Genomic DNA, 17,264 nt, shown 5'->3' with positions numbered 1-17,264 from the left:
CGCTATTTCTGCTCTGCGTAGAAGCTGATCTTCCGGTCCAGCACCGCCAGGGTGTCGTGCAGTTCGGCGATCCGGCTCAGCACGTCCCGGCGCGTCGCCTCCAGCAGCTCCTGCCGTTCCCCGTACGTCTCCTCGCCCTCCCGCACCAGCTCCGCGTACCGCACCATGTCGGCCACCGGCATGCCGGTCAGCCGCAGCTTGGTCACCAGGTCCAGCCAGTCCAGGTCACGGTTGGTGTAGCGGCGCTGGCCGGTGTGGGAGCGGTCGACGTGCGGCATCAGACCGATCCGCTCGTACCAGCGCAGCGTGTGCGCGGTCAGGCCGGTGCACGCGACGACCTCGCTGATCGTGTAGCGGTCCTGGCCGTCGGGGCGGGGATGGCGGGGTGGGGCGGAGCAGAGGTCGGCGGGGGTGTCGTGCTCGGTGTCCGCTGGCGTCGTCTGCATCACCGTCATGACCACACGCTATGGCCTTGGAGTGCACTCCATGCAAGCGGTTCCGGTAAGAAAACCACAGGACGGGTTCCGGGTGCGGCCGTTAGCGTCCGCGCCATGAGTCTCGTACGCCGGGCCCTGCCCGAGGATGCCGCGGAAGTGCTGCGCCTGCGCCAGGTCATGATCGACTCCGTGTTCGAGGGAGGGGCCGGGGGCTCCACCGACTGGCACGCCGAGTCCCTGCCGACCCTGCGGGACCGACTCGCCACCGAGGACGGAAACTTCGTGGCGTTCGTCATAGATCACCCCGACCGGCCCGGGGCGCTGGCCGCGCTGGCCGCCGGGGCCCTGGAGTACCGCATCGGCCGCGCCGGGAATCCGCACGGTCGGGTCGGCTGCGTCTTCAGCGTCGCCACCGACCCGGAAGCGCGGCGGCGCGGATACGCGCGCGCATGCATGGAGGAGCTGCTGGCCTGGTTCCGCGAGCGGGGTGCCGAGCAGGTCGACCTGAACGCGTCCGCCGAGGCCGAGCCGCTGTACGCCTCGCTCGGCTTCGTCCGCAAGCCCGACCCCTCGATGCGGCTCCAGCTCTGAGCCGCATAGGCTCATTGCCATGTCGTTGCAGAGCTTGGCGCTGATAGAGAGCTGGCCCGTGCCCACCGCCGCGGCGGGCGTCGTACGGGCCGACGGAACCGTCCTCGGCACCCACGGGCCCGTCGGGCACCGCTTCCCGCTGGCCTCGGTGACCAAGCCGCTGACGGCCTACGCGGCGCTCGTCGCGTACGAGGAGGGTGCGATCGAGCTGGACGAGCCGGCCGGTCCCCCTGGATCCACGGTCCGCCACCTCCTCGCACACACCTCGGGCCTCGCCTTCGACGAGCACCGGGTCATGGCCCCCGCCGGGGACCGCCGGCTGTACTCCAACGCCGGGTTCGAGCAGCTCGGCGACCACATCGCCAAGGCGACGGACATCCCGTTCGCCGAGTACCTGCGGCAGGCCGTGCTGGAGCCGCTGGGCATGACCTCGACCTCGCTGGAGGGCTCCCCCGCGGCGGCCGGCGTGTCGACGGTCGAGGACCTGCTGCGGTTCGCGGCGGAGGTCCAGGCACCGCGGCTGCTGGACCCGCGTACGGTCGCCGACGCGATGACCGTCCAGTACCCGGGCACGAAGGGCGTCCTGCCCGGCTACGGCCACCAGAACCCGAACGACTGGGGCCTCGGCTTCGAGATCCGGGACGGCAAGTCCCCGCACTGGACGGGTTCTTCGTCCTCGCCGCGTACGTTCGGGCATTTCGGCCAGTCCGGTACGTTCCTATGGATCGACCCCGACGCGGGCGTGGCCACCGTCGCCCTGACCGACCGCGCGTTCGGCCCCTGGGCGATCGAGGCGTGGCCGCCGTTCACCGACGCGGTGCTGGCGGAGCTGCGGGGCTGAGCCCACACCTCCTGTCCAGTGCCGTCGCTGTTGATCCACTCCACGCCGCGCGGGCTCTCGTAGACGATCTGCTCGCCGTCCGGGGACCAGTCGGGGTGCCCGACATGGGGGGCCTCGTTGGTTTCGGGCGCGATACCCCGGACCAGGAAACCGGGAACCGGCGTTCCCGGCCCCCAGCACATGAGCGCACATGGATCAAGAAACGTCACAGGGCGGGGTTGTGAAGGAGCTGGTGGACTTCATGGTGATCGCGTCGGCCGCGTCGGCCCTCGCGATCGCCCTGCGGGGCCACGGCCGCCGCCCCGGGGCTTCCAGTACGACGGGCCGCGCCGTGTCTCCGCTCGTTGCGCTGATGGTCACCACCGCGCTCATCTACGTCAACCAGGTGCTGTTCACGGTGTACGTGCTGCGCGTTCATGGCGGCGACGCGTCGTTCATCGCGCGCTACCTGCCGACCGGGTGGTTCGAGCTGGCCGCACACAACCCCGTGCTGCAATCGCTCGGTCGTGTCCTTCCCGCGCCGGGGCTCCTCGCTCCGTCCGTGCTGCGCGTGCAGGCCTTCCTGGAACTGCCCTTCGTGCTCACCGCGTTCGCGACAGTTGCGCGTTGGTTCGACGCCGACCTGTATCGGCGGATCGCCTGTTCCGCGCTGCTTCCCTTGGCGTCCGTGTCGTACACCGTCGTGTTCTGTCTGGTCGAGTGGGATCTGCGGAATCCCTATACGAACGACGACCTGGTCATACGGGCCTTGTCCGGCGTGATCACGCCCCTCCTCCTGGCCCGTTGGGCGGTACGGGACGAGGGGGTGTCCCGGGCGGCTGCCTCCGTGCGGGGGCTTTTGGTGTTCATCGGGTCGCTCGGCGCCCTGGGCGTGCTCGTTCTCGTCGTGTACGACACCGCCCTGCTCTACAACCTGGGGCGCCTGGACGACCGTCTTCCCGTCGCGCTGGTGGCCGGTGCCGCGCTGATCGGGTTGCGCCGGGCCGCGGCCCGCCCGCCGGGTCCGTCCGCTCCCGGTCTGTCCTCGGCCTTCGTGTGGCAGGTGCTCCGCCACTGGCTGGCGCTCTTCTTCGTGCCCGCACTGGCGTTGCGTTACGCGGTCATGTTCGGGACCCCTCAATTGGCCATAGCAGCTGGGGCATTGACAGCTGCCGCTGCCGTTGTACTGGCCGGGCGGGACGTGATGGAGACCTCGGGCGGAGGCTGGCGGCTCGCGCTGGTGCTGGCCGGCCGGGTCGGGGGTGCGGTCCTGGCCGGATCGGTCGCCGCCTACGGGGTCGCCGCGCTGACTCCCCGGTCGTACTACGAGGTCACGCTGCTGACGTCGGCGGCTGCGTTCTTGGTGACGGGCGTTGTGGTGTGCGGGCTCTTGGATTCCGGAGACCACGTTCCCGCAGGCGACGGTCGCTGCAAGTGACACCACCGGCGACACAGCCGACACCACTCGGCAACGAGCCCGGCCGGTTGAGCTGTTGGCAACGTTCGGCTTTTCCTTCAACTGCGCGCATCTAGTCGACGGACCGTCGCCGGCGGGACACTGTGTGCATGGACGGAGCGGGCCAGTCGGGTGGGGCGGACCAGGCAGAGTGGGAGTTGCCGCCTGGCGTGGCGCTGTCGCTGCCCGCGACGCGCAGGGCGTTGCGTCGTTACGCGGTCCGGTCCGCGGGGATGGCTCTCACCGGGCTTGTGCCTGTCGTGGCGGGTGTGCTGGCCATGGCCTTGTCCGGACGAGCGGCGCAGTCGGGTCTGGTCGGCAACGTGCTGATCCTGCTCGTCGGCCTGGGCTTCGTACCGGCCGTCGGCGGACTGGCGGGCCTGGTCAACATCCCGCGCATGCGCCGCCTGGCGGCTCGGCATCCCTGGCGCGTGTGGGACGGTACGTATCAGGTACTGCCCCTGGGGGTCGGTCAGCCGGCTCTCCTGCCCGCACGGGAAGGCGGGCGGATGATGTCGGTGGTCGCCTGGCGCTGGAACTGGAGCGTGCTCGGTCCGGAGCGGGGGCCGCTCTGGTACGTCGGCGATCCCCTGCGCGGTCCTGCCCTGGCCGCGCCGCCGGGCGGGGCCGTCCTCCTGTGGGTGCGGCCCGTGCGGATGTTGCGGCGCCGGATGCAGCGCCTGGCCGACGGGCAGCCGCCCTCGGCGCCCTGACCGGCTCTCCACCTCGGAGCGTGTCCAAGAGGGAGCTACGGGGGTGATTTTCCGTAGTGGTCGGGCGCCTTGGCGGATGGCGGGTCGACTCGGCCGGGCTCAGGAGCCTTCCGAGGTGGGGGTGTGAGCCGCTGCCGCCTGGACGGCGGGGATCAGCTCCGCCACCCGTTCGAGCTGGTCGCGCTGGGAGCGCAGGTCCAGGGCGCCGAGGCGTACGACCATGTGCCGGACGCCTGCGGCGACGTACCGTCCCAGCTGCTCGGCCACCTCGCCGGCGGAGCCGCCGACGACGGCCTGGATCTTCTCCAACTCCTCCAGCGGCATGCCGTAGTTGGCCCGCGCGTAGTCGTCCAGTGGCCGACGGCTGCTGTCGATGCCCTCGTCGATCCGTACCGAGACGAACAGCGCGGGCGTGATGTCCTCGGCCGCGCGTCCGGCGTCGGCCGCCGCCCTGCGGACCTCGCGGAGGCCGGACGCGTAGTCGGCGGGGTCGGGCGGGTAGGGCAGCCATCCGTCGTACATCCGGCCGGTGCGGGCCACCGCCGCGGGGGTCGCGCCGCCGAGCCAGATCGGCGGGCCGCCGGCCCGGAACGGCCTGGTCATGGGCGGGATGCCGGTGAACCGGAGGATCTCGCCCTGGAAGGAGTCGGCGCCCGCCCACAGCGCCCGCCACAGCGCGACCGTCTCGTCCAGGCGGGCGAAGCGCCGTTCCCATGGCAGCTCGGACAGCGTGTAGAGGGGCTTCCCGAAGCGGCCGGGGAAGCCCGCGCCGACGGTCACGGCGAGCCGGCCGCCGGACAGCAGGTCGATCGACGCGAGTGACTGCGCGGTCTGGATCGGGCGGCGCAGGAACGGCAGCAGCGCGGCCGTGCCCAGCGTCACGGTCTCGGTCGCCGGGGCGAGCGCGGCCAGCATCGTGAGCGCCTCGATGCGCGGGCTGAGCAGGGAGTCGTTGACGAACAGCGAGGAGAAACCCGCGCGTTCGGCGTGGCGGCCGAAGGCGACCAGCTCACGGGGGTCGTCTGCCGGGCCCCACTGGGCGGTTCCGGTCGGAAGCAGTACACCGATGTCCATGTCGGCAATGCTCACGGCCAGTTGCGGGTGGCGACAATTCCCTGCGAGGAATGGCCCGCATCCCTCCGCGGCGGTTAGAACAGGGCGGTGGACTTCCCTCGTGCGCTCCGTGAACGCCGTACCCGCCGTCATCTCAGCCAGCTCGACCTGGCGCTGCGGGCGGGCACCACCCAGCGGCACCTCAGCTTCATCGAGTCCGGCCGGTCCGTCCCCGGCCGGAACATGGTCGTGCGCCTGGCCGAGTCGCTGGAACTGCCGCTGCGGGAGCGCAACGAGCTGCTGCTGGCCGCCGGGTACGCGCCCGCCTACTCCGAGAGCTCACTCGACGACCCGGCGCTGGCCCCCGTGCGCACGGCGATCGACCACATCCTCCGCGGGCACCTGCCGTATCCGGCGCTGGTGGTGGACCGGGGCGGTGACCTGGTCGCCGCGAACTCCGCGTTCGATCTGATCACCGAGGGTGCGGCGCCCGAGCTGACCGGCCCGGGCACGAACGTCTACCGTCTCGCGCTGCACCCCGACGGCCTGGCTCCCCGCATCCTCAACCTCGCGGAATGGGCGCGCCACATCCTGGCCCGCCTCGGCCCCCTGGAGGAGCTGCGCGCCGAACTCACCGGGTACGTGCCCGAGCTGGAGCCGTCCGCCGGGCTCCTCGGTTTCGCGGTTCCGCTCCGCCTGCGGTCCTCGTACGGCGAGCTGCGCCTGATGACGACGGTGACGACCTTCGCCACCGCCGTCGACGTGACCCTCGCCGAGCTGAAGCTGGAGGCGTTCCTGCCGGCCGACCCGGCGACAGCCGAGGCTCTCTCGGCCGCCGCCAGGCCAACGGCCTCTGCTGCTACGGGTGAGGCCCCCGGGAACACGTAGCCGGCCTTGATCCGGCTGTGATGCGAGGGACGGAGGTTCAGCGTGCTGCCATCTCCCAGACCAGCAGTTCCGCCTCCGTCGTCGCCCCCACCGCCTCCAGCCCCTCCGCGTCCGTGATCCGCGCCGAGTCGCCCGCCCCCAGGGTCTCCCCCGCCAGCCGCACCTCCCCCCGCACCACGTGCACGTATACGTACGCCGCGTCCGGTACCGCCGTCCGCTCCCCCACCCCCAGGCGCCGTACGTGCAGCATCGCGCCCGCCGCCGGCAGCGCGTACGGCGTGGCGTCGGCGATGCCCGGGACGAGGGCGTACGACGGGTCGCCGCCCGGCTCCGTGGGGGCCAGCCACATCTGGACGAAGGTCAGGGGGGCCTCACCGTCGTTGCGTTCCACGTGGCGGACGCCCGCCGCCGCGCTCAGGTGCTGGACGTCTCCCGGGCGGACCCGCCTCTCGTGGCCCGTGGAGTCGCGGTGGGTCAGTTCGCCCTCGACCACCCAGGTCACGATCTCGGTGTGGCTGTGCGGGTGCTCGTCGAAGCCGGCGCCGGGGGCGAGGCGCTCCTCGTTGCAGGCGAGCAGCGCGCCGAAGCGCAGGTTGTCGGGATCGTAGTGCGGGCCGAAGGAGAAGGCGTGGAGGGAGTCGATCCCGGCCTCCGGGTCGCCTCCGCGGTAGCGCTCAGCGGCGCGCCGTACGTCGATCACGGGCACCACCGTAGACCTCGCAGGACCTCAACCGCAGGCCTCACCAGACCTCACCCGTGACCCGGCGACGCACGCTCCCGTCCCGATAAGGCAGTCTTGTCCCGTGCCCGAACCCGAATCCCACCCGACCGGACCCGCAGGCCACCACCTCGTCCATCCGCACTCCGCGACCCTGAAGCGGCTGGAGAAGTCCTCCGGGCGGCTCGCCGCGCAGGCGATCACGCGCATGGACGAGACGCTGACGTGGTACCGGGCCATGCCCCCGGAGAACCGTTCCTGGATCGGGCTCGTGGCCCAGGCGGGTATCGCCGCCTTCACCGAGTGGTTCCGGCACCCGGACACGCCGCAGGCGATCTCCACCGATGTCTTCGGGACCGCGCCGCGTGAACTGACCCGGGCCATCACGCTGCGGCAGACCGTGGAGATGGTGCGCACCACCATCGAGGTCATGGAGTCCGCCATCGACGAGGTGGCCGCACCGGGGGACGAGCGCGTGCTGCGCGAGGCGCTGCTCGTGTACGCCCGCGAGATCGCCTTCGCCACCGCCCAGGTGTACGCCCAGGCCGCCGAGGCACGGGGTGCCTGGGACGCGCGGCTGGAGTCGCTGGTCGTCAACGCGGTGCTCAGCGGGGAGGCCGACGAGGGGGCCGTCAGCCGGGCCGCCGCCCTCGGGTGGAACTCGCCCGAGCACGTGTGTGTCGTGCTCGGGACCGCCCCGGACGGGGACAGCGAGCTGACCGTCGAGGCCATCCGGCGGGCCGCACGGCATGCCAAGCTCCAGGTGCTCACCGGCGTCCTCGGGGACCGGCTGGTCGTGATCGCCGGCGGGAGCACCAATCCGCTCGCCGTCGCCAAGTCGCTGATCGGGCCCTTCGCCGCCGGGCCGGTCGTCGCCGGGCCCGTCGTACCCGATCTGCTCGCCGCCACGCGGTCCGCGCAGGCCGCCGCCGCGGGGCTGAAGGCGTGCACCGCCTGGCAGGACGCGCCGCGGCCCGTGCTGGCGGACGATCTGCTTCCGGAGCGCGCCATCGCAGGTGATCCGAGCGCTCGCGAGCAGTTGGTGGAGGAGATCTACAGACCGCTGGAGGAAGCCGGCTCGGCGTTGCTGGAGACGCTCAGCGTCTACTTGGAGCAGGCGAGCAGCCTCGAAGGCGCGGCCCGGATGCTCTTCGTTCACCCGAACACCGTGCGCTACCGGCTCCGACGTGTGACTGACGTCACTGGTTGGTCGCCTTCGGATGTAAGATCCGCGTTCACGCTGCGGATCGCGTTGATCCTGGGGCGTCTGGCCGATGGAGACCCTCAAGCCTAGGTTTTTGTCGGGGGCCCACAAAAGCCCCTCGTGTTCTTCGTCCTTGTCCCCACGGGCGGCCGTGCCCGTCCACAAGAGAGAGTGTGAGAGTGCTCGTACTCGTCGCTCCCGGCCAGGGCGCCCAAACGCCCGGCTTCCTGACTCCTTGGCTCGAACTGCCCGGTGCCCGCGACCGCGTCGCCGCGTGGTCGGACGCCATCGGCCTGGACCTGGTCCACTACGGCACCGAGGCCGACGCCGACGCCATCCGTGACACCGCCGTGGCCCAGCCGCTGCTGGTCGCCGCCGGGCTCCTGTCCGCCGCGGCACTCGGTGACATGTCCGGGCTCGCCCCGGGCGCCGTCGCCGGCCACAGCGTCGGTGAGATCACCGCCGCCGCCCTCGCGGGTGTCCTCGACGACACCGCCGCGCTGGGTCTGGTCCGCAAGCGGGGCCTGGCCATGGCCGACGCCGCCGCCATCACCGAGACCGGGATGGCGGCGCTGCTCGGCGGCGACCCCGAGGTCTCCGTCGCGCACCTGGAGAAGCTGGGCCTGACCCCGGCGAACATCAACGGCGCGGGCCAGATCGTCGCGGCCGGCACGCTGGAGCAGCTCGCCGCGCTGAACGAGGACAAGCCCGAGGGCGTCCGCAAGGTCGTCCCGCTGAAGGTCGCCGGTGCCTTCCACACCCGCCACATGGCGCCCGCCGTCGAGGCGCTGGCCGTGGCCGCGGCGGAGCTGGCGCCCGGCGACCCGAAGGTCGCCTACGTCTCCAACAAGGACGGCCAGACCGTCGCCACCGGCACCGAGGTGCTGGAGCGGCTGGTCGGCCAGGTCGCCAACCCCGTGCGCTGGGACCTGTGCATGGAGACGTTCAAGGCGCTGGGCGTCACCGCGCTCGTCGAGCTGTGCCCGGGCGGCACGCTGACCGGCCTGGCCAAGCGCGCCCTGCCCGGTGTGACGACGCTCGCCCTGAAGACCCCCGACGACCTCGACGCGGCCCGCGAGCTCATCTCCGAGCACGCAGGTGCCTAAGGAGCCGTAGATGGCGAATATCAAGGCCAGCAAGGGTGCCCCGTACGCGCGCATCCTCGGCGTCGGCGGCTACCGGCCGACCCGGGTCGTGCCCAACGAGGTGATCCTGGAGAAGATCGACTCGTCCGACGAGTGGATCCGTTCGCGCTCCGGCATCGAGACCCGGCACTGGGCGGGCCCGGAGGAGACGGTCGCCGCTATGGCGATCGAGGCCTCCGGCAAGGCGATCGCCGATGCGGGCGTCACCGCCGAGCAGATCGGCGCGGTGGTCGTCTCGACGGTCTCGCACTTCAGCCAGACCCCGGCCGTCGCCACCGAGATCGCCGACAAGCTGGGCACGAACAAGGCCGCCGCCTTCGACATCTCGGCAGGCTGCGCGGGCTTCGGCTACGGCCTCACGCTCGCCAAGGGCATGGTGCTGGAAGGCTCCGCCGAGTACGTGCTCGTCATCGGCGTGGAGCGGCTGAGCGACCTGACCGACCTGGAGGACCGGGCCACGGCCTTCCTGTTCGGTGACGGCGCCGGCGCGGTCGTGGTCGGCCCCTCCAAGGAGCCGGCGATCGGCCCGACCGTGTGGGGCTCGGAGGGCGACAAGTCCGAGACCATCAAGCAGACCGTCCCGTGGGACCGCTTCAGGATCGGCGACGTCGCCGAGCTGCCCGTCGACAGCGAGGGCAACGTCAAGTTCCCTGCGATCACGCAGGAGGGCCAGGCGGTCTTCCGCTGGGCCGTGTTCGAGATGGCGAAGGTCGCCCAGCAGGCGCTGGACGCGGCCGGGATCACCGCGGACGACCTGGACGTCTTCATCCCGCACCAGGCCAATGTGCGGATCATCGACTCGATGGTGAAGACTCTCAAGCTGCCGGAGCACGTCACGGTCGCCCGTGACGTCCGCACCACCGGCAACACCTCGGCCGCCTCGATCCCGCTCGCGATGGAGCGGCTCCTGGCGACCGGGGAGGCGAAGAGCGGCGACACCGCGCTCGTCATCGGATTCGGGGCGGGTCTCGTCTACGCCGCCACGGTCGTTACCCTCCCCTAGGCACTCCGTGCCGGAACTCGTGTCCGGTATGGGCCAAACTGCCATAAACCATCTGGAATATGAAGAAGGAGCGCCTGACATGGCCGCCACTCAGGAAGAGATCGTCGCCGGTCTCGCCGAAATCGTGAACGAGATCGCCGGCATCCCGGTTGAGGACGTCCAGCTGGACAAGTCCTTCACCGACGACCTGGACGTCGACTCGCTGTCCATGGTCGAGGTCGTCGTCGCCGCCGAAGAGCGCTTCGACGTGAAGATCCCGGACGAGGACGTCAAGAACCTCAAGACCGTTGGTGACGCCACCAACTACATCCTCACGCACCAGGCCTGAGCCACCCCTTAGGCCAGCTGCAAGGCCCCGCCACCCGGCGGTGGCGCCGTAGATTCCCGCATCCGTTGGAGAAAGAATTCCCGTGAGCCCGACCAATCGCACCGTGGTCGTCACCGGTATCGGCGCAACCACACCGCTGGGTGGCGACGCAGCTTCGTTCTGGGAGGCCCTGGTCGCCGGCAAGTCCGGCGTCAGCCTGCTGGAGCAGGAGTGGGCGGCGGAGATGCCGGTCCGCATCGCCGCGCAGATCGCCGTCGAGCCGGGCGAGATCATCCCCCGGCCGCAGGCCCGCAAGCTGGACCGGTCCGCGCAGTTCGCGCTGATCGCCGCTCAGGAGGCCTGGAAGGACGCCGGTTTCACCGCCAAGGCCGGTGAGGACGCGTCCATCAACCCCGACCGTCTCGGTGCGGTCATCGCCTCCGGCATCGGCGGCGTGACGACGCTCCTGGACCAGTACGACGTGATGAAGGAGAAGGGCGTCCGCCGCGTCTCCCCGCACACCGTGCCGATGCTGATGCCCAACTCCCCGGCGGCCAACGTCGGTATCGAGCTGGGTGCCCGCGCCGGTGTGCACACCCCGGTCTCGGCCTGCGCCTCGGGCGCGGAGGCCATCGGGTACGCCATCGAGATGATCCGCACGGGCCGCGCCGACGTCGTCGTCGCCGGTGGCACCGAAGCGGCCGTCCACCCGCTGCCGATCGCCGCGTTCGGCAACATGATGGCGATGTCCAAGAACAACGACGACCCGCAGGGCGCCTCGCGTCCCTACGACGCCGGCCGTGACGGCTTCGTGCTCGGCGAGGGCGCCGGTGTGATCGTCCTGGAGTCCGAGGAGCACGCCAAGGCCCGCGGCGCCCGGATCTACGTGGAGGCGGTCGGCCAGGGCATCTCCGCCGACGCCCACCACATCACGCAGCCCGAGCCCTCCGGCAACGGCATCGCGCACGCGCTGCAGAACCTGCTGGACAGCACGGACCTGAAGCCGGCCGAGATCATGCACGTCAACGCGCACGCCACCTCCACCCCGCAGGGTGATGTGGCCGAGATCAAGGCGCTGCGGAAGGTCTTCGGCGACGACGTCGACCACATGGCGATCTCCGCGACCAAGTCGATGACGGGTCATCTGCTCGGTGGCGCCGGTGGTATCGAGACCGTCGCGTCGATTCTCGCGCTCGTGCACCGGACGGCTCCGCCGACCATCAACATCGACAACCTCGACCCCGACGTCAACGCGGACATCGTGTGCGGTGAGGCGCGGGAGCTGCCCGAGGGCCGGATCGCCGTGCTGAACGACTCGTTCGGGTTCGGCGGGCACAACGTGGTGCTGGCGTTCCGCACCGTCTGAGAACGTGAATGAAGGGCCTCCACCAGCCGGTGGGGGCCCTTCTTCGTGCAGCTTCCTACAGGTCCGTACAGGCTCTGCTCAGACCACCTGGTGCAGCCAGCGCACCGGGGCGCCCTCTCCGGCGTAGCGGAAGGGCTCCAGTTCGTCGTCCCACGGCTTGCCCAGGAGCTTGGCGAGTTCCGCTTCCAGGTCCGTCTCGCCCCGCTGAGAGCGCGTCAGCGCCGCGCGGAGACGGTCCTCGGGGATGAGGATGTCGCCGTGGATGCCGGTGACGGCGTGGAAGATGCCCAGGTCGGGAGTGCAGCTGTAGCGTTCGCCCTCGGCGGTGGCGCAGGGCTCTGCGGTGACCTCGAAACGGAGCAGATGCCAGCCGCGCAGCGCGGAGGCGAGCTTGGAGGCCGTACCGGCCTCGGCCTGCCAGGAGAACTCCGAGCGCCACGTGCCGGGGGCCGCGGGCTGCCGGATCCAGTCGAGGCTGACGCGTGTGCCGAGCACCCCGGCGACGGCCCACTCGACGTGCGGGCACAGCGCGCGCGGCGCGGAGTGCACGTACAGAACTCCACGTGTCGTCACCGGAACCTCCGGACAGAGCGGGACATCTTGCGGACTGGCTGGGCGGCAGTGGGGCGACGGCCGCGTTGATGGCGAGGCTACCTTGCGACAGTGCAAGGAGTGTGACGTACCGTCGGTCCCACGGCCAGGAAACCGCTGCCATTCACCCAGGGGGACGCTTGTACGGGGGTGTGCCGTTCCAGTGCGCGTCGCCGGGAACCCTCGCGCGTTGTTATGGAGGGGAGCACTCAACCGTCGGGCGAGAGGAACAGCAGGGATGCGGAAGCGAAGCCACCGTGCGCGGGCCGTCCTCGCGGTCGTGACGGCCGCGCTGCTGGGCGCCGCCGGCTGCGATGTCGTGGGCGGCAGTGCCGCGCCCGAGGGGACCAGGGCGGACGCGGCCAGACCGGCCCCCGTGTGGAACCGCAGCCCGCACTCGATCGCAGCGGTCGGCGACTCCATCACGCGCGGCTTCGACGCGTGCATGGTGCTCTCCGACTGCCCCCAGGTCTCCTGGGCGACGGGCAGCGACGCCAAGATCAACAGCCTGGCGGTACGGCTGCTGGGCGTGGCGGGGGCGGCGGAGCGCAGCTGGAACTACGCGGTGACCGGCTCCCGGATGTCCGACCTGCCGGAGCAGATGGCCCAGGCGGTGTCCCGCAGCCCGGAGCTGGTGACGGTGATGGCCGGCGCGAACGACGCCTGCCGGTCCTCGGCGCGGGTGATGACCTCGGTGGCCGACTTCCGCGCGGACTTCGAGGAGGCCCTCGCCACCCTGCGCGAGGCACTGCCGAAGACGCAGGTGTACGTGGCGAGCGTGCCGAACCTGAAGCGGCTGTGGTCCGAGGGCCGGTCGAATCCGCTGGGCAAGCAGGTGTGGAAGCTCGGCATCTGCCCGTCGATGCTTGAGGACGCGGACAACCTGACGAGCGCGGCCACCCTGCGCCGGGACCAGGTGCAGCAGCGGGTGGTGGCGTACAACAAGGTGCTCAAGGAGGTCTGCGCCAAGGACCGCCGCTGCCGCTTCGACGGCGACGCGGTCTACGACTACCGCTTCGGCACAGGCCAGCTCAGCCACTGGGACTGGTTCCACCCCAGCAAGGACGGCCAGGCCCGGCTGGCGGCGATCGCCTACCGGACGATCACCGCACCCTAGGCCTTGTCCATCGGCCCAGCGGCTAGCCGGCCTCGCCGCGCATGCGCTTGGCCGCCTTGCCCAGCAGGGCCATCGCGCCGCCGCAGATCAGCAGGGCCGTGCCGCCGGCCGCGATCGGGCCGGGGGCGCCGCCCTTGATGCCCTCGCCGGTGACCGTGGTCGCCAGCGCGAAGAGGATCGAGTACAGGCTCCGGCCGACCTTCGCGCCGGCCGGGATCACCTGGAGCAGCTGCGGGATGGTGGAGGCGGCGGCCAGGGCCAGGCCGAAGGGCAGGGCCGCGCCGAGCATCAGCGCGCCGAAGCCGAGAGAGTTGCCGTACGCGCCCCAGCCGGCGCCCTTGTAGAGCAGATAGCCGGTCGCGGCGAGGGACAGCAGGACGAGCAGGCCGTTGAGGTAGGCGGCCTGCGTGGCCGCCTTGCGGGCGCCGGGCAGATGGGCGGCGGGCGAGCGCCAGGCGTCCTGGGTGATGAGCCGGAGCTGCCGCTTGAGGGCCTGCATCTGGGTCAGCGAGTACACGCCGAAGGCCACCAGGGCCAGTCCGGCGACGGCTGCCGCGAAGCCGAGGGGTGCGCGGGTGATGCCGTAGTGGACGCCGCCGAAGGTGAGCGGGATGCCGAGCACGAGGCCGTAGGCCATGGGCTTGGCCTTCGCCTGGATCTTCAGCACCAACTCGCGCTGGGCGGGCGTGAGATTGGGGTCCAGCCGCATCTCGTGCTCGCCGAGGTGCTGGGCCGGCGCGGGAGGCTGGGGCGCCGGGGGCTGGTACGGCTGGTACGGCTGCTGATGGCCGCCCGTGTGGTACGGCTGCTGGGGCGGATAGGGCTGGTGCGGCTGCTGGGGTGGATACGGCTGCTGCTGCGGAGGGTACGGCTGCTGCGGGTACGGCTGTTGGCCGTAGGGGCCGTACGGTCCCGCCGGTGGCTGCTGGCCGTAAGGCCCCGGCTGCTGGTGCTGCTGCTGTCCTGGATACATGCCGTCTCTCCCCCGTGTCGTGCCCGGCGTGTCCGGTGTGCGCGGGGCGGGAGTCTGCCACATCCGGCCGCCACGATGAGCCCCGGTCCGGAGTCAGGGTACGGACCGGGGCTGATCATGGGGGACTTGTCCCGGATCAGACGTTAATCGGGGCCGTCGGCCGACGGTTGCCGATCAGGCGGCTCGCCGTGATCTCGTACGAACCCTTCACATCCGGACGGGCACGGCCGCCACGACCTCGATCTCCACCTGGCAGTCCGGCGGGACCAGCCGGGGCACTTCGGTGGTCATGCTGGTCGGCGGGGTGCCGGTGAAGAACTCACGGCGTACGTCGGCGTATTCGGCGATCTTGGTGACATCGGTGAGGTAGGTGCGGATGTTGATGACGTCCGCGAGGGTCGCGCCGTGCGCCTTGAGCAGGGCGGTGATGTTCTCCAGGATGCCTCGGGTCTGCTCGGCCAGGGTGGCGCCCTCGGCGGTCTGCCCGGAGAGGAACAACAGGGCGCTGCCGTCGGCGTGTTCGACGCGCGCGACCTGGGAGTAGAAGTCGTTGTGGGGCTGGGGCGCGGAGGCGGGGTTGCCGATGGTGATCTGCATGCGGTCGACGCTAGAACCAGCCGACGGATGCGGCAAGCGGATGTCTAGCATGGCTGTCATGCGCGTATCGCACCATGAAAGCCCTTACGACATACCGCAGTTGTCCACGGTGTGGCTGCGGGCGTTCCTGGAGGTCACGCGCACCGGATCGTTCACGGTGGCCGCGCGGGTGCTGGGCTGGACGCAGTCGGCGGTGTCCCGGCAGGTGGCGTCGCTGGAGTCGGCGCTGGGCGGCGGCCCGCTGTTCGACCGGCTGCCGCGCGGGGTGCGGCTGACGGAGGCGGGCCGGGCGCTGGTGCCGCATGCGGAGGCGGTCGCCCAGTCGCTGCGGGGCGCGGGGCGCGAGCTGGCGGTGCTGCGCGAAGCGGCAGGCCGGCGGCTGCGGTTCGGGGCGTTCGCCACGGCGGACGCGGCGCTCGTCCCACATGCCCTGGCCGCCTTCCGGGCCCGGTATCCGGCCGTCCGGATCGAGCGTGAGGAAGGGCTCACGCCCGCGCTGCTGGACCGGCTGACCGCCGGCGCGCTGGACCTGGCGGTCGTCTCCACGACGGGCCGGGCCGCACTCGCCGGCCACGATCTGCACCACCTGCTGGACGAGCCCCTGTACGTCGCCGTCCCGGCCGGTCATCCACTGGCCCGTGCGGGCGGGGTGCGGCTGGCCCAACTCGCCGACGCCGACTGGATCTCCGGCAGCGACCGACCCGAGGGCACCCTGCTGGAGGCGGCCGTACGGCAGGGCTTCCGGCCGCGGGTGGCGCATGTGGTCGGCGAGTGGACGGCCAAGCAGGGCTACGTCGCGGCCGGGCTCGGGGTGACCCTGGTACCGGGGCTGGCCGCCGCCTCCGTACGCCCGGACGTGGTGCTGCTTCCGGTGCGGGACGAGGAGGCGCCGGCCCGGGCGGTCTACGCGGCGACCGCGCGGGGGCGCTCGGCGTCGCCGGCGGCGCGGGCGTTCCTGGCGGTACTGCGGGAGGAGGTGGCGCGGTTCGCGCCGGACCGTTCCGCACAGCAGCTCACGGAGTGACGCCCTCCGCGTCGGGCTCCCCGTCGGGAGCGGACTCGTCCTCGGCGCTCTCCTCGCCCAGCAGGTCGCGGGCCAGCAGCGTGGCGCCCGCGACCGCGCCCGGCATCAGGAACACCGCGACGAACGGAACCAGGAAGGCCAGGCCGAGGGGCGTACCGAAGCCCCAGGCCAGGGTCTTGCGGGAGCGGAGCAGGGTGAGGCGGGCGCGGAGTTCGACCCCGCGGCGCTGGAGGGCGACGGAAGTGAGTTCCTCCGTGAGGAAGAAGCCGGTGACGAAGAAGCCGAGCACCGGGACGACGGTCTGCCCGACGAAGGGCAGGAAGCCGAGGGCGAAGAGCAGGACGCCCCAGAGTGCGGCGCGCAGGAGGACGCGGACGCTGTCGCGGGCCGAGATCCACAGCTCGCGCCAGAGCGGAAGGCCCGACCGTGGTGCGGTGCCGTCGGGCGAGGCGTCCGCGTCGACCTGCTCCGAGAGGCTCTCGTAGAAGGGCTGGCCGACCAGCAGGGTGACGGCGGTGAAGGTGAGGACGGCCAGCAGGAGGCCGAGCGCGAAGAGGACCGCGGTGAGGAAGCCGCGGAACAGGCCCTGCCAGGGGCTGGACCAGTCATCGGCGAACGGCGTCGCCCAGGCGACCGCGTCCTCGCCCCAGACGGCGAGCACGACCAGCGCCGCCGCGTAGAGCACGAGGGTGATCAGACCGGGCAGCAGACCGAAACCGTACTGCCGCCCGTGCCTGGCCACCCACCGCTGGCCCTTCAGCAGATATCCGAACCCCACCCCGAGATCGCGCATGGGGGGGACTCTACTTCGGCTCAGGCGTCGATCATCCGGCGCAGCAGGTCCCTCAGGGTGCGGCGTTCCTCGTCGGAGAGGCCGGCCAGGGGGGCGCGGGCGAAGCGGAGGCCCTCGCGCAGTTCGCGGGCGGTGCGCAGGCCCTCCTCGGTGGCGACGGCCAGCTTCACGCGACGGTCGGCGGGGTCGGGGCGGCGCTCCACCAGGCCCCGGGCCTCCAGGCGGTCCACGATGCCGGTCACATTCGACGGCTCGCACTTCAGCTTCTGCGCGAGCTTGCGCATGGGCAGCGGGTCGAGCGAGAGCAGGCTGAGCAGCTTGGCCTGGGCGCCGGTCAGTGCGTGTCCGGCGGCGGCCTCTTCGTAGTCGGCGTGGTAGCGGCCGACCACCTCGGCGATCAGCTCGACGACCTCGACGGTCAGTGCGTCCGGACGGGTGCTGTGCGGAGTGGCCATGCACTCAGGGTAC

General features: G+C 71.5%; 20 protein-coding genes. 12 read left to right on the top strand and 8 right to left on the bottom strand.

The genetic code is table 11. The features are described 5' to 3' along the window. Positions 1–2: 2 nt before the first annotated feature. Positions 3–455 carry a MerR family transcriptional regulator gene (locus tag ACWD3E_RS03695; protein WP_451385888.1) on the bottom strand — a complete coding sequence of 151 codons (453 nt, stop codon included), beginning with the start codon at positions 453–455 and terminating at the stop codon, positions 3–5. Between the two features lie 96 nt (positions 456–551). Here ACWD3E_RS03695 and ACWD3E_RS03690 point away from each other — a divergent pair, with 96 nt between their 5' ends. From ACWD3E_RS03690 to ACWD3E_RS03675, 4 genes are all read left to right on the top strand, one after another. Beyond that, a complete protein-coding gene (locus ACWD3E_RS03690; RefSeq protein WP_451385887.1) occupies positions 552–1,028 on the top strand; it encodes a GNAT family N-acetyltransferase in 477 nt (158 codons plus the stop codon). Between the two features lie 19 nt (positions 1,029–1,047). Beyond that, a complete protein-coding gene (locus tag ACWD3E_RS03685; RefSeq protein WP_451385886.1) occupies positions 1,048–1,869 on the top strand; it encodes a serine hydrolase domain-containing protein in 822 nt (273 codons plus the stop codon). 190 nt (positions 1,870–2,059) lie between these two features. Further along, entirely contained in the window at positions 2,060–3,286 is a 1,227-nt protein-coding gene (locus ACWD3E_RS03680; RefSeq protein ID WP_451385885.1) for a hypothetical protein, read from the top strand. Between the two features lie 128 nt (positions 3,287–3,414). Further along, positions 3,415–4,017, top strand: coding sequence for a hypothetical protein (locus tag ACWD3E_RS03675; RefSeq protein WP_451385884.1), 603 nt, complete (start codon positions 3,415–3,417; stop codon positions 4,015–4,017). A 99-nt stretch (positions 4,018–4,116) separates the two neighbouring features. Here the strand turns inward: ACWD3E_RS03675 and ACWD3E_RS03670 are convergent, their stop codons facing one another. Further along, positions 4,117–5,091 (bottom strand): LLM class flavin-dependent oxidoreductase, encoded by a 975-nt coding sequence (locus tag ACWD3E_RS03670; protein WP_451385883.1) that lies wholly within the window; start codon positions 5,089–5,091, stop codon positions 4,117–4,119. A gap of 87 nt (positions 5,092–5,178) precedes the next feature. Between ACWD3E_RS03670 and ACWD3E_RS03665 the strand changes: the two genes are divergently transcribed. Then, positions 5,179–5,958 (top strand): helix-turn-helix domain-containing protein, encoded by a 780-nt coding sequence (locus ACWD3E_RS03665; RefSeq protein WP_451385882.1) that lies wholly within the window; start codon positions 5,179–5,181, stop codon positions 5,956–5,958. 37 nt (positions 5,959–5,995) lie between these two features. Here the strand turns inward: ACWD3E_RS03665 and ACWD3E_RS03660 are convergent, their stop codons facing one another. Beyond that, the gene (locus tag ACWD3E_RS03660; RefSeq protein ID WP_451386487.1) at positions 5,996–6,655 is read right to left on the bottom strand and encodes a pirin family protein; all 660 of its coding nucleotides are present in this window, start codon (positions 6,653–6,655) and stop codon (positions 5,996–5,998) included. Between the two features lie 106 nt (positions 6,656–6,761). Between ACWD3E_RS03660 and fasR the strand changes: the two genes are divergently transcribed. The 5 genes from fasR to fabF all read left to right on the top strand — a co-directional run bounded on the left by fasR (position 6,762) and on the right by fabF (position 11,701). Next, positions 6,762–7,970 (top strand): fatty acid biosynthesis transcriptional regulator FasR, encoded by a 1,209-nt coding sequence (gene fasR / locus ACWD3E_RS03655; protein WP_451385881.1) that lies wholly within the window; start codon positions 6,762–6,764, stop codon positions 7,968–7,970. 89 nt (positions 7,971–8,059) lie between these two features. After that, positions 8,060–8,986, top strand: a complete 927-nt coding sequence (locus ACWD3E_RS03650) for an ACP S-malonyltransferase (protein WP_451385880.1) — start codon at positions 8,060–8,062, stop codon at positions 8,984–8,986. A gap of 10 nt (positions 8,987–8,996) precedes the next feature. Next, a complete protein-coding gene (locus ACWD3E_RS03645) occupies positions 8,997–10,028 on the top strand; it encodes a beta-ketoacyl-ACP synthase 3 (protein WP_451385879.1) in 1,032 nt (343 codons plus the stop codon). A gap of 79 nt (positions 10,029–10,107) precedes the next feature. Beyond that, the gene (locus tag ACWD3E_RS03640; RefSeq protein ID WP_393880950.1) at positions 10,108–10,356 is read left to right on the top strand and encodes an acyl carrier protein; all 249 of its coding nucleotides are present in this window, start codon (positions 10,108–10,110) and stop codon (positions 10,354–10,356) included. Between the two features lie 82 nt (positions 10,357–10,438). Beyond that, a complete protein-coding gene (fabF, locus tag ACWD3E_RS03635; protein ID WP_451385878.1) occupies positions 10,439–11,701 on the top strand; it encodes a beta-ketoacyl-ACP synthase II in 1,263 nt (420 codons plus the stop codon). A gap of 78 nt (positions 11,702–11,779) precedes the next feature. On the opposite strand, the gene ACWD3E_RS03630 is transcribed toward fabF, so the two are convergent. Further along, positions 11,780–12,274, bottom strand: a complete 495-nt coding sequence (locus tag ACWD3E_RS03630) for a DUF3145 domain-containing protein (RefSeq protein ID WP_451385877.1) — start codon at positions 12,272–12,274, stop codon at positions 11,780–11,782. Positions 12,275–12,530: 256 nt separating this feature from the next. Here ACWD3E_RS03630 and ACWD3E_RS03625 point away from each other — a divergent pair, with 256 nt between their 5' ends. Further along, positions 12,531–13,409 carry an SGNH/GDSL hydrolase family protein gene (locus tag ACWD3E_RS03625; protein ID WP_451385876.1) on the top strand — a complete coding sequence of 293 codons (879 nt, stop codon included), beginning with the start codon at positions 12,531–12,533 and terminating at the stop codon, positions 13,407–13,409. A 22-nt stretch (positions 13,410–13,431) separates the two neighbouring features. On the opposite strand, the gene ACWD3E_RS03620 is transcribed toward ACWD3E_RS03625, so the two are convergent. Next, a complete protein-coding gene (locus ACWD3E_RS03620; RefSeq protein ID WP_451385875.1) occupies positions 13,432–14,382 on the bottom strand; it encodes a hypothetical protein in 951 nt (316 codons plus the stop codon). A 207-nt stretch (positions 14,383–14,589) separates the two neighbouring features. Then, on the bottom strand, positions 14,590–14,979 hold the full coding sequence (locus ACWD3E_RS03615) for a RidA family protein (protein WP_451385874.1): 390 nt from the start codon (positions 14,977–14,979) through the stop codon (positions 14,590–14,592). Positions 14,980–15,037: 58 nt separating this feature from the next. Here ACWD3E_RS03615 and ACWD3E_RS03610 point away from each other — a divergent pair, with 58 nt between their 5' ends. After that, positions 15,038–16,003: a LysR family transcriptional regulator gene (locus ACWD3E_RS03610; RefSeq protein WP_451385873.1), complete on the top strand. Its 966-nt coding sequence runs from the start codon at positions 15,038–15,040 to the stop codon at positions 16,001–16,003. On the opposite strand, the gene ACWD3E_RS03605 is transcribed toward ACWD3E_RS03610, so the two are convergent. Continuing rightward, on the bottom strand, positions 15,993–16,796 hold the full coding sequence (locus tag ACWD3E_RS03605; protein WP_451385872.1) for an EI24 domain-containing protein: 804 nt from the start codon (positions 16,794–16,796) through the stop codon (positions 15,993–15,995). The genes ACWD3E_RS03610 and ACWD3E_RS03605 overlap by 11 nt on opposite strands. A gap of 20 nt (positions 16,797–16,816) precedes the next feature. Next, positions 16,817–17,251 (bottom strand): MarR family winged helix-turn-helix transcriptional regulator, encoded by a 435-nt coding sequence (locus ACWD3E_RS03600; protein ID WP_451351319.1) that lies wholly within the window; start codon positions 17,249–17,251, stop codon positions 16,817–16,819. Positions 17,252–17,264 lie beyond the last annotated feature (13 nt).

The sequence above is a fragment of the Streptomyces sp. NPDC002676 genome, from assembly GCF_053592455.1.
The sequence above is the reverse complement of the archived record's forward strand: the minus strand, read 5'-3'. Positions and strand labels throughout refer to the sequence as shown.

Coding starts and splice junctions, on each gene's coding strand:
- ACWD3E_RS03640 (WP_393880950.1), top strand. CDS start 10,108: ATGGCCGCCACTCAGGAAGAGATCGTCGCCGGTCTCGCCGAAATCGTG.
- ACWD3E_RS03600 (WP_451351319.1), bottom strand. CDS start 17,251: ATGGCCACTCCGCACAGCACCCGTCCGGACGCACTGACCGTCGAGGTC.
- ACWD3E_RS03615 (WP_451385874.1), bottom strand. CDS start 14,979: ATGCAGATCACCATCGGCAACCCCGCCTCCGCGCCCCAGCCCCACAAC.
- ACWD3E_RS03625 (WP_451385876.1), top strand. CDS start 12,531: ATGCGGAAGCGAAGCCACCGTGCGCGGGCCGTCCTCGCGGTCGTGACG.
- ACWD3E_RS03620 (WP_451385875.1), bottom strand. CDS start 14,382: ATGTATCCAGGACAGCAGCAGCACCAGCAGCCGGGGCCTTACGGCCAG.
- ACWD3E_RS03605 (WP_451385872.1), bottom strand. CDS start 16,796: ATGCGCGATCTCGGGGTGGGGTTCGGATATCTGCTGAAGGGCCAGCGG.
- ACWD3E_RS03610 (WP_451385873.1), top strand. CDS start 15,038: ATGCGCGTATCGCACCATGAAAGCCCTTACGACATACCGCAGTTGTCC.
- ACWD3E_RS03675 (WP_451385884.1), top strand. CDS start 3,415: ATGGACGGAGCGGGCCAGTCGGGTGGGGCGGACCAGGCAGAGTGGGAG.
- ACWD3E_RS03670 (WP_451385883.1), bottom strand. CDS start 5,091: ATGGACATCGGTGTACTGCTTCCGACCGGAACCGCCCAGTGGGGCCCG.
- ACWD3E_RS03695 (WP_451385888.1), bottom strand. CDS start 455: ATGACGGTGATGCAGACGACGCCAGCGGACACCGAGCACGACACCCCC.
- ACWD3E_RS03645 (WP_451385879.1), top strand. CDS start 8,997: ATGGCGAATATCAAGGCCAGCAAGGGTGCCCCGTACGCGCGCATCCTC.
- ACWD3E_RS03685 (WP_451385886.1), top strand. CDS start 1,048: ATGTCGTTGCAGAGCTTGGCGCTGATAGAGAGCTGGCCCGTGCCCACC.
- ACWD3E_RS03680 (WP_451385885.1), top strand. CDS start 2,060: ATGGATCAAGAAACGTCACAGGGCGGGGTTGTGAAGGAGCTGGTGGAC.
- ACWD3E_RS03690 (WP_451385887.1), top strand. CDS start 552: ATGAGTCTCGTACGCCGGGCCCTGCCCGAGGATGCCGCGGAAGTGCTG.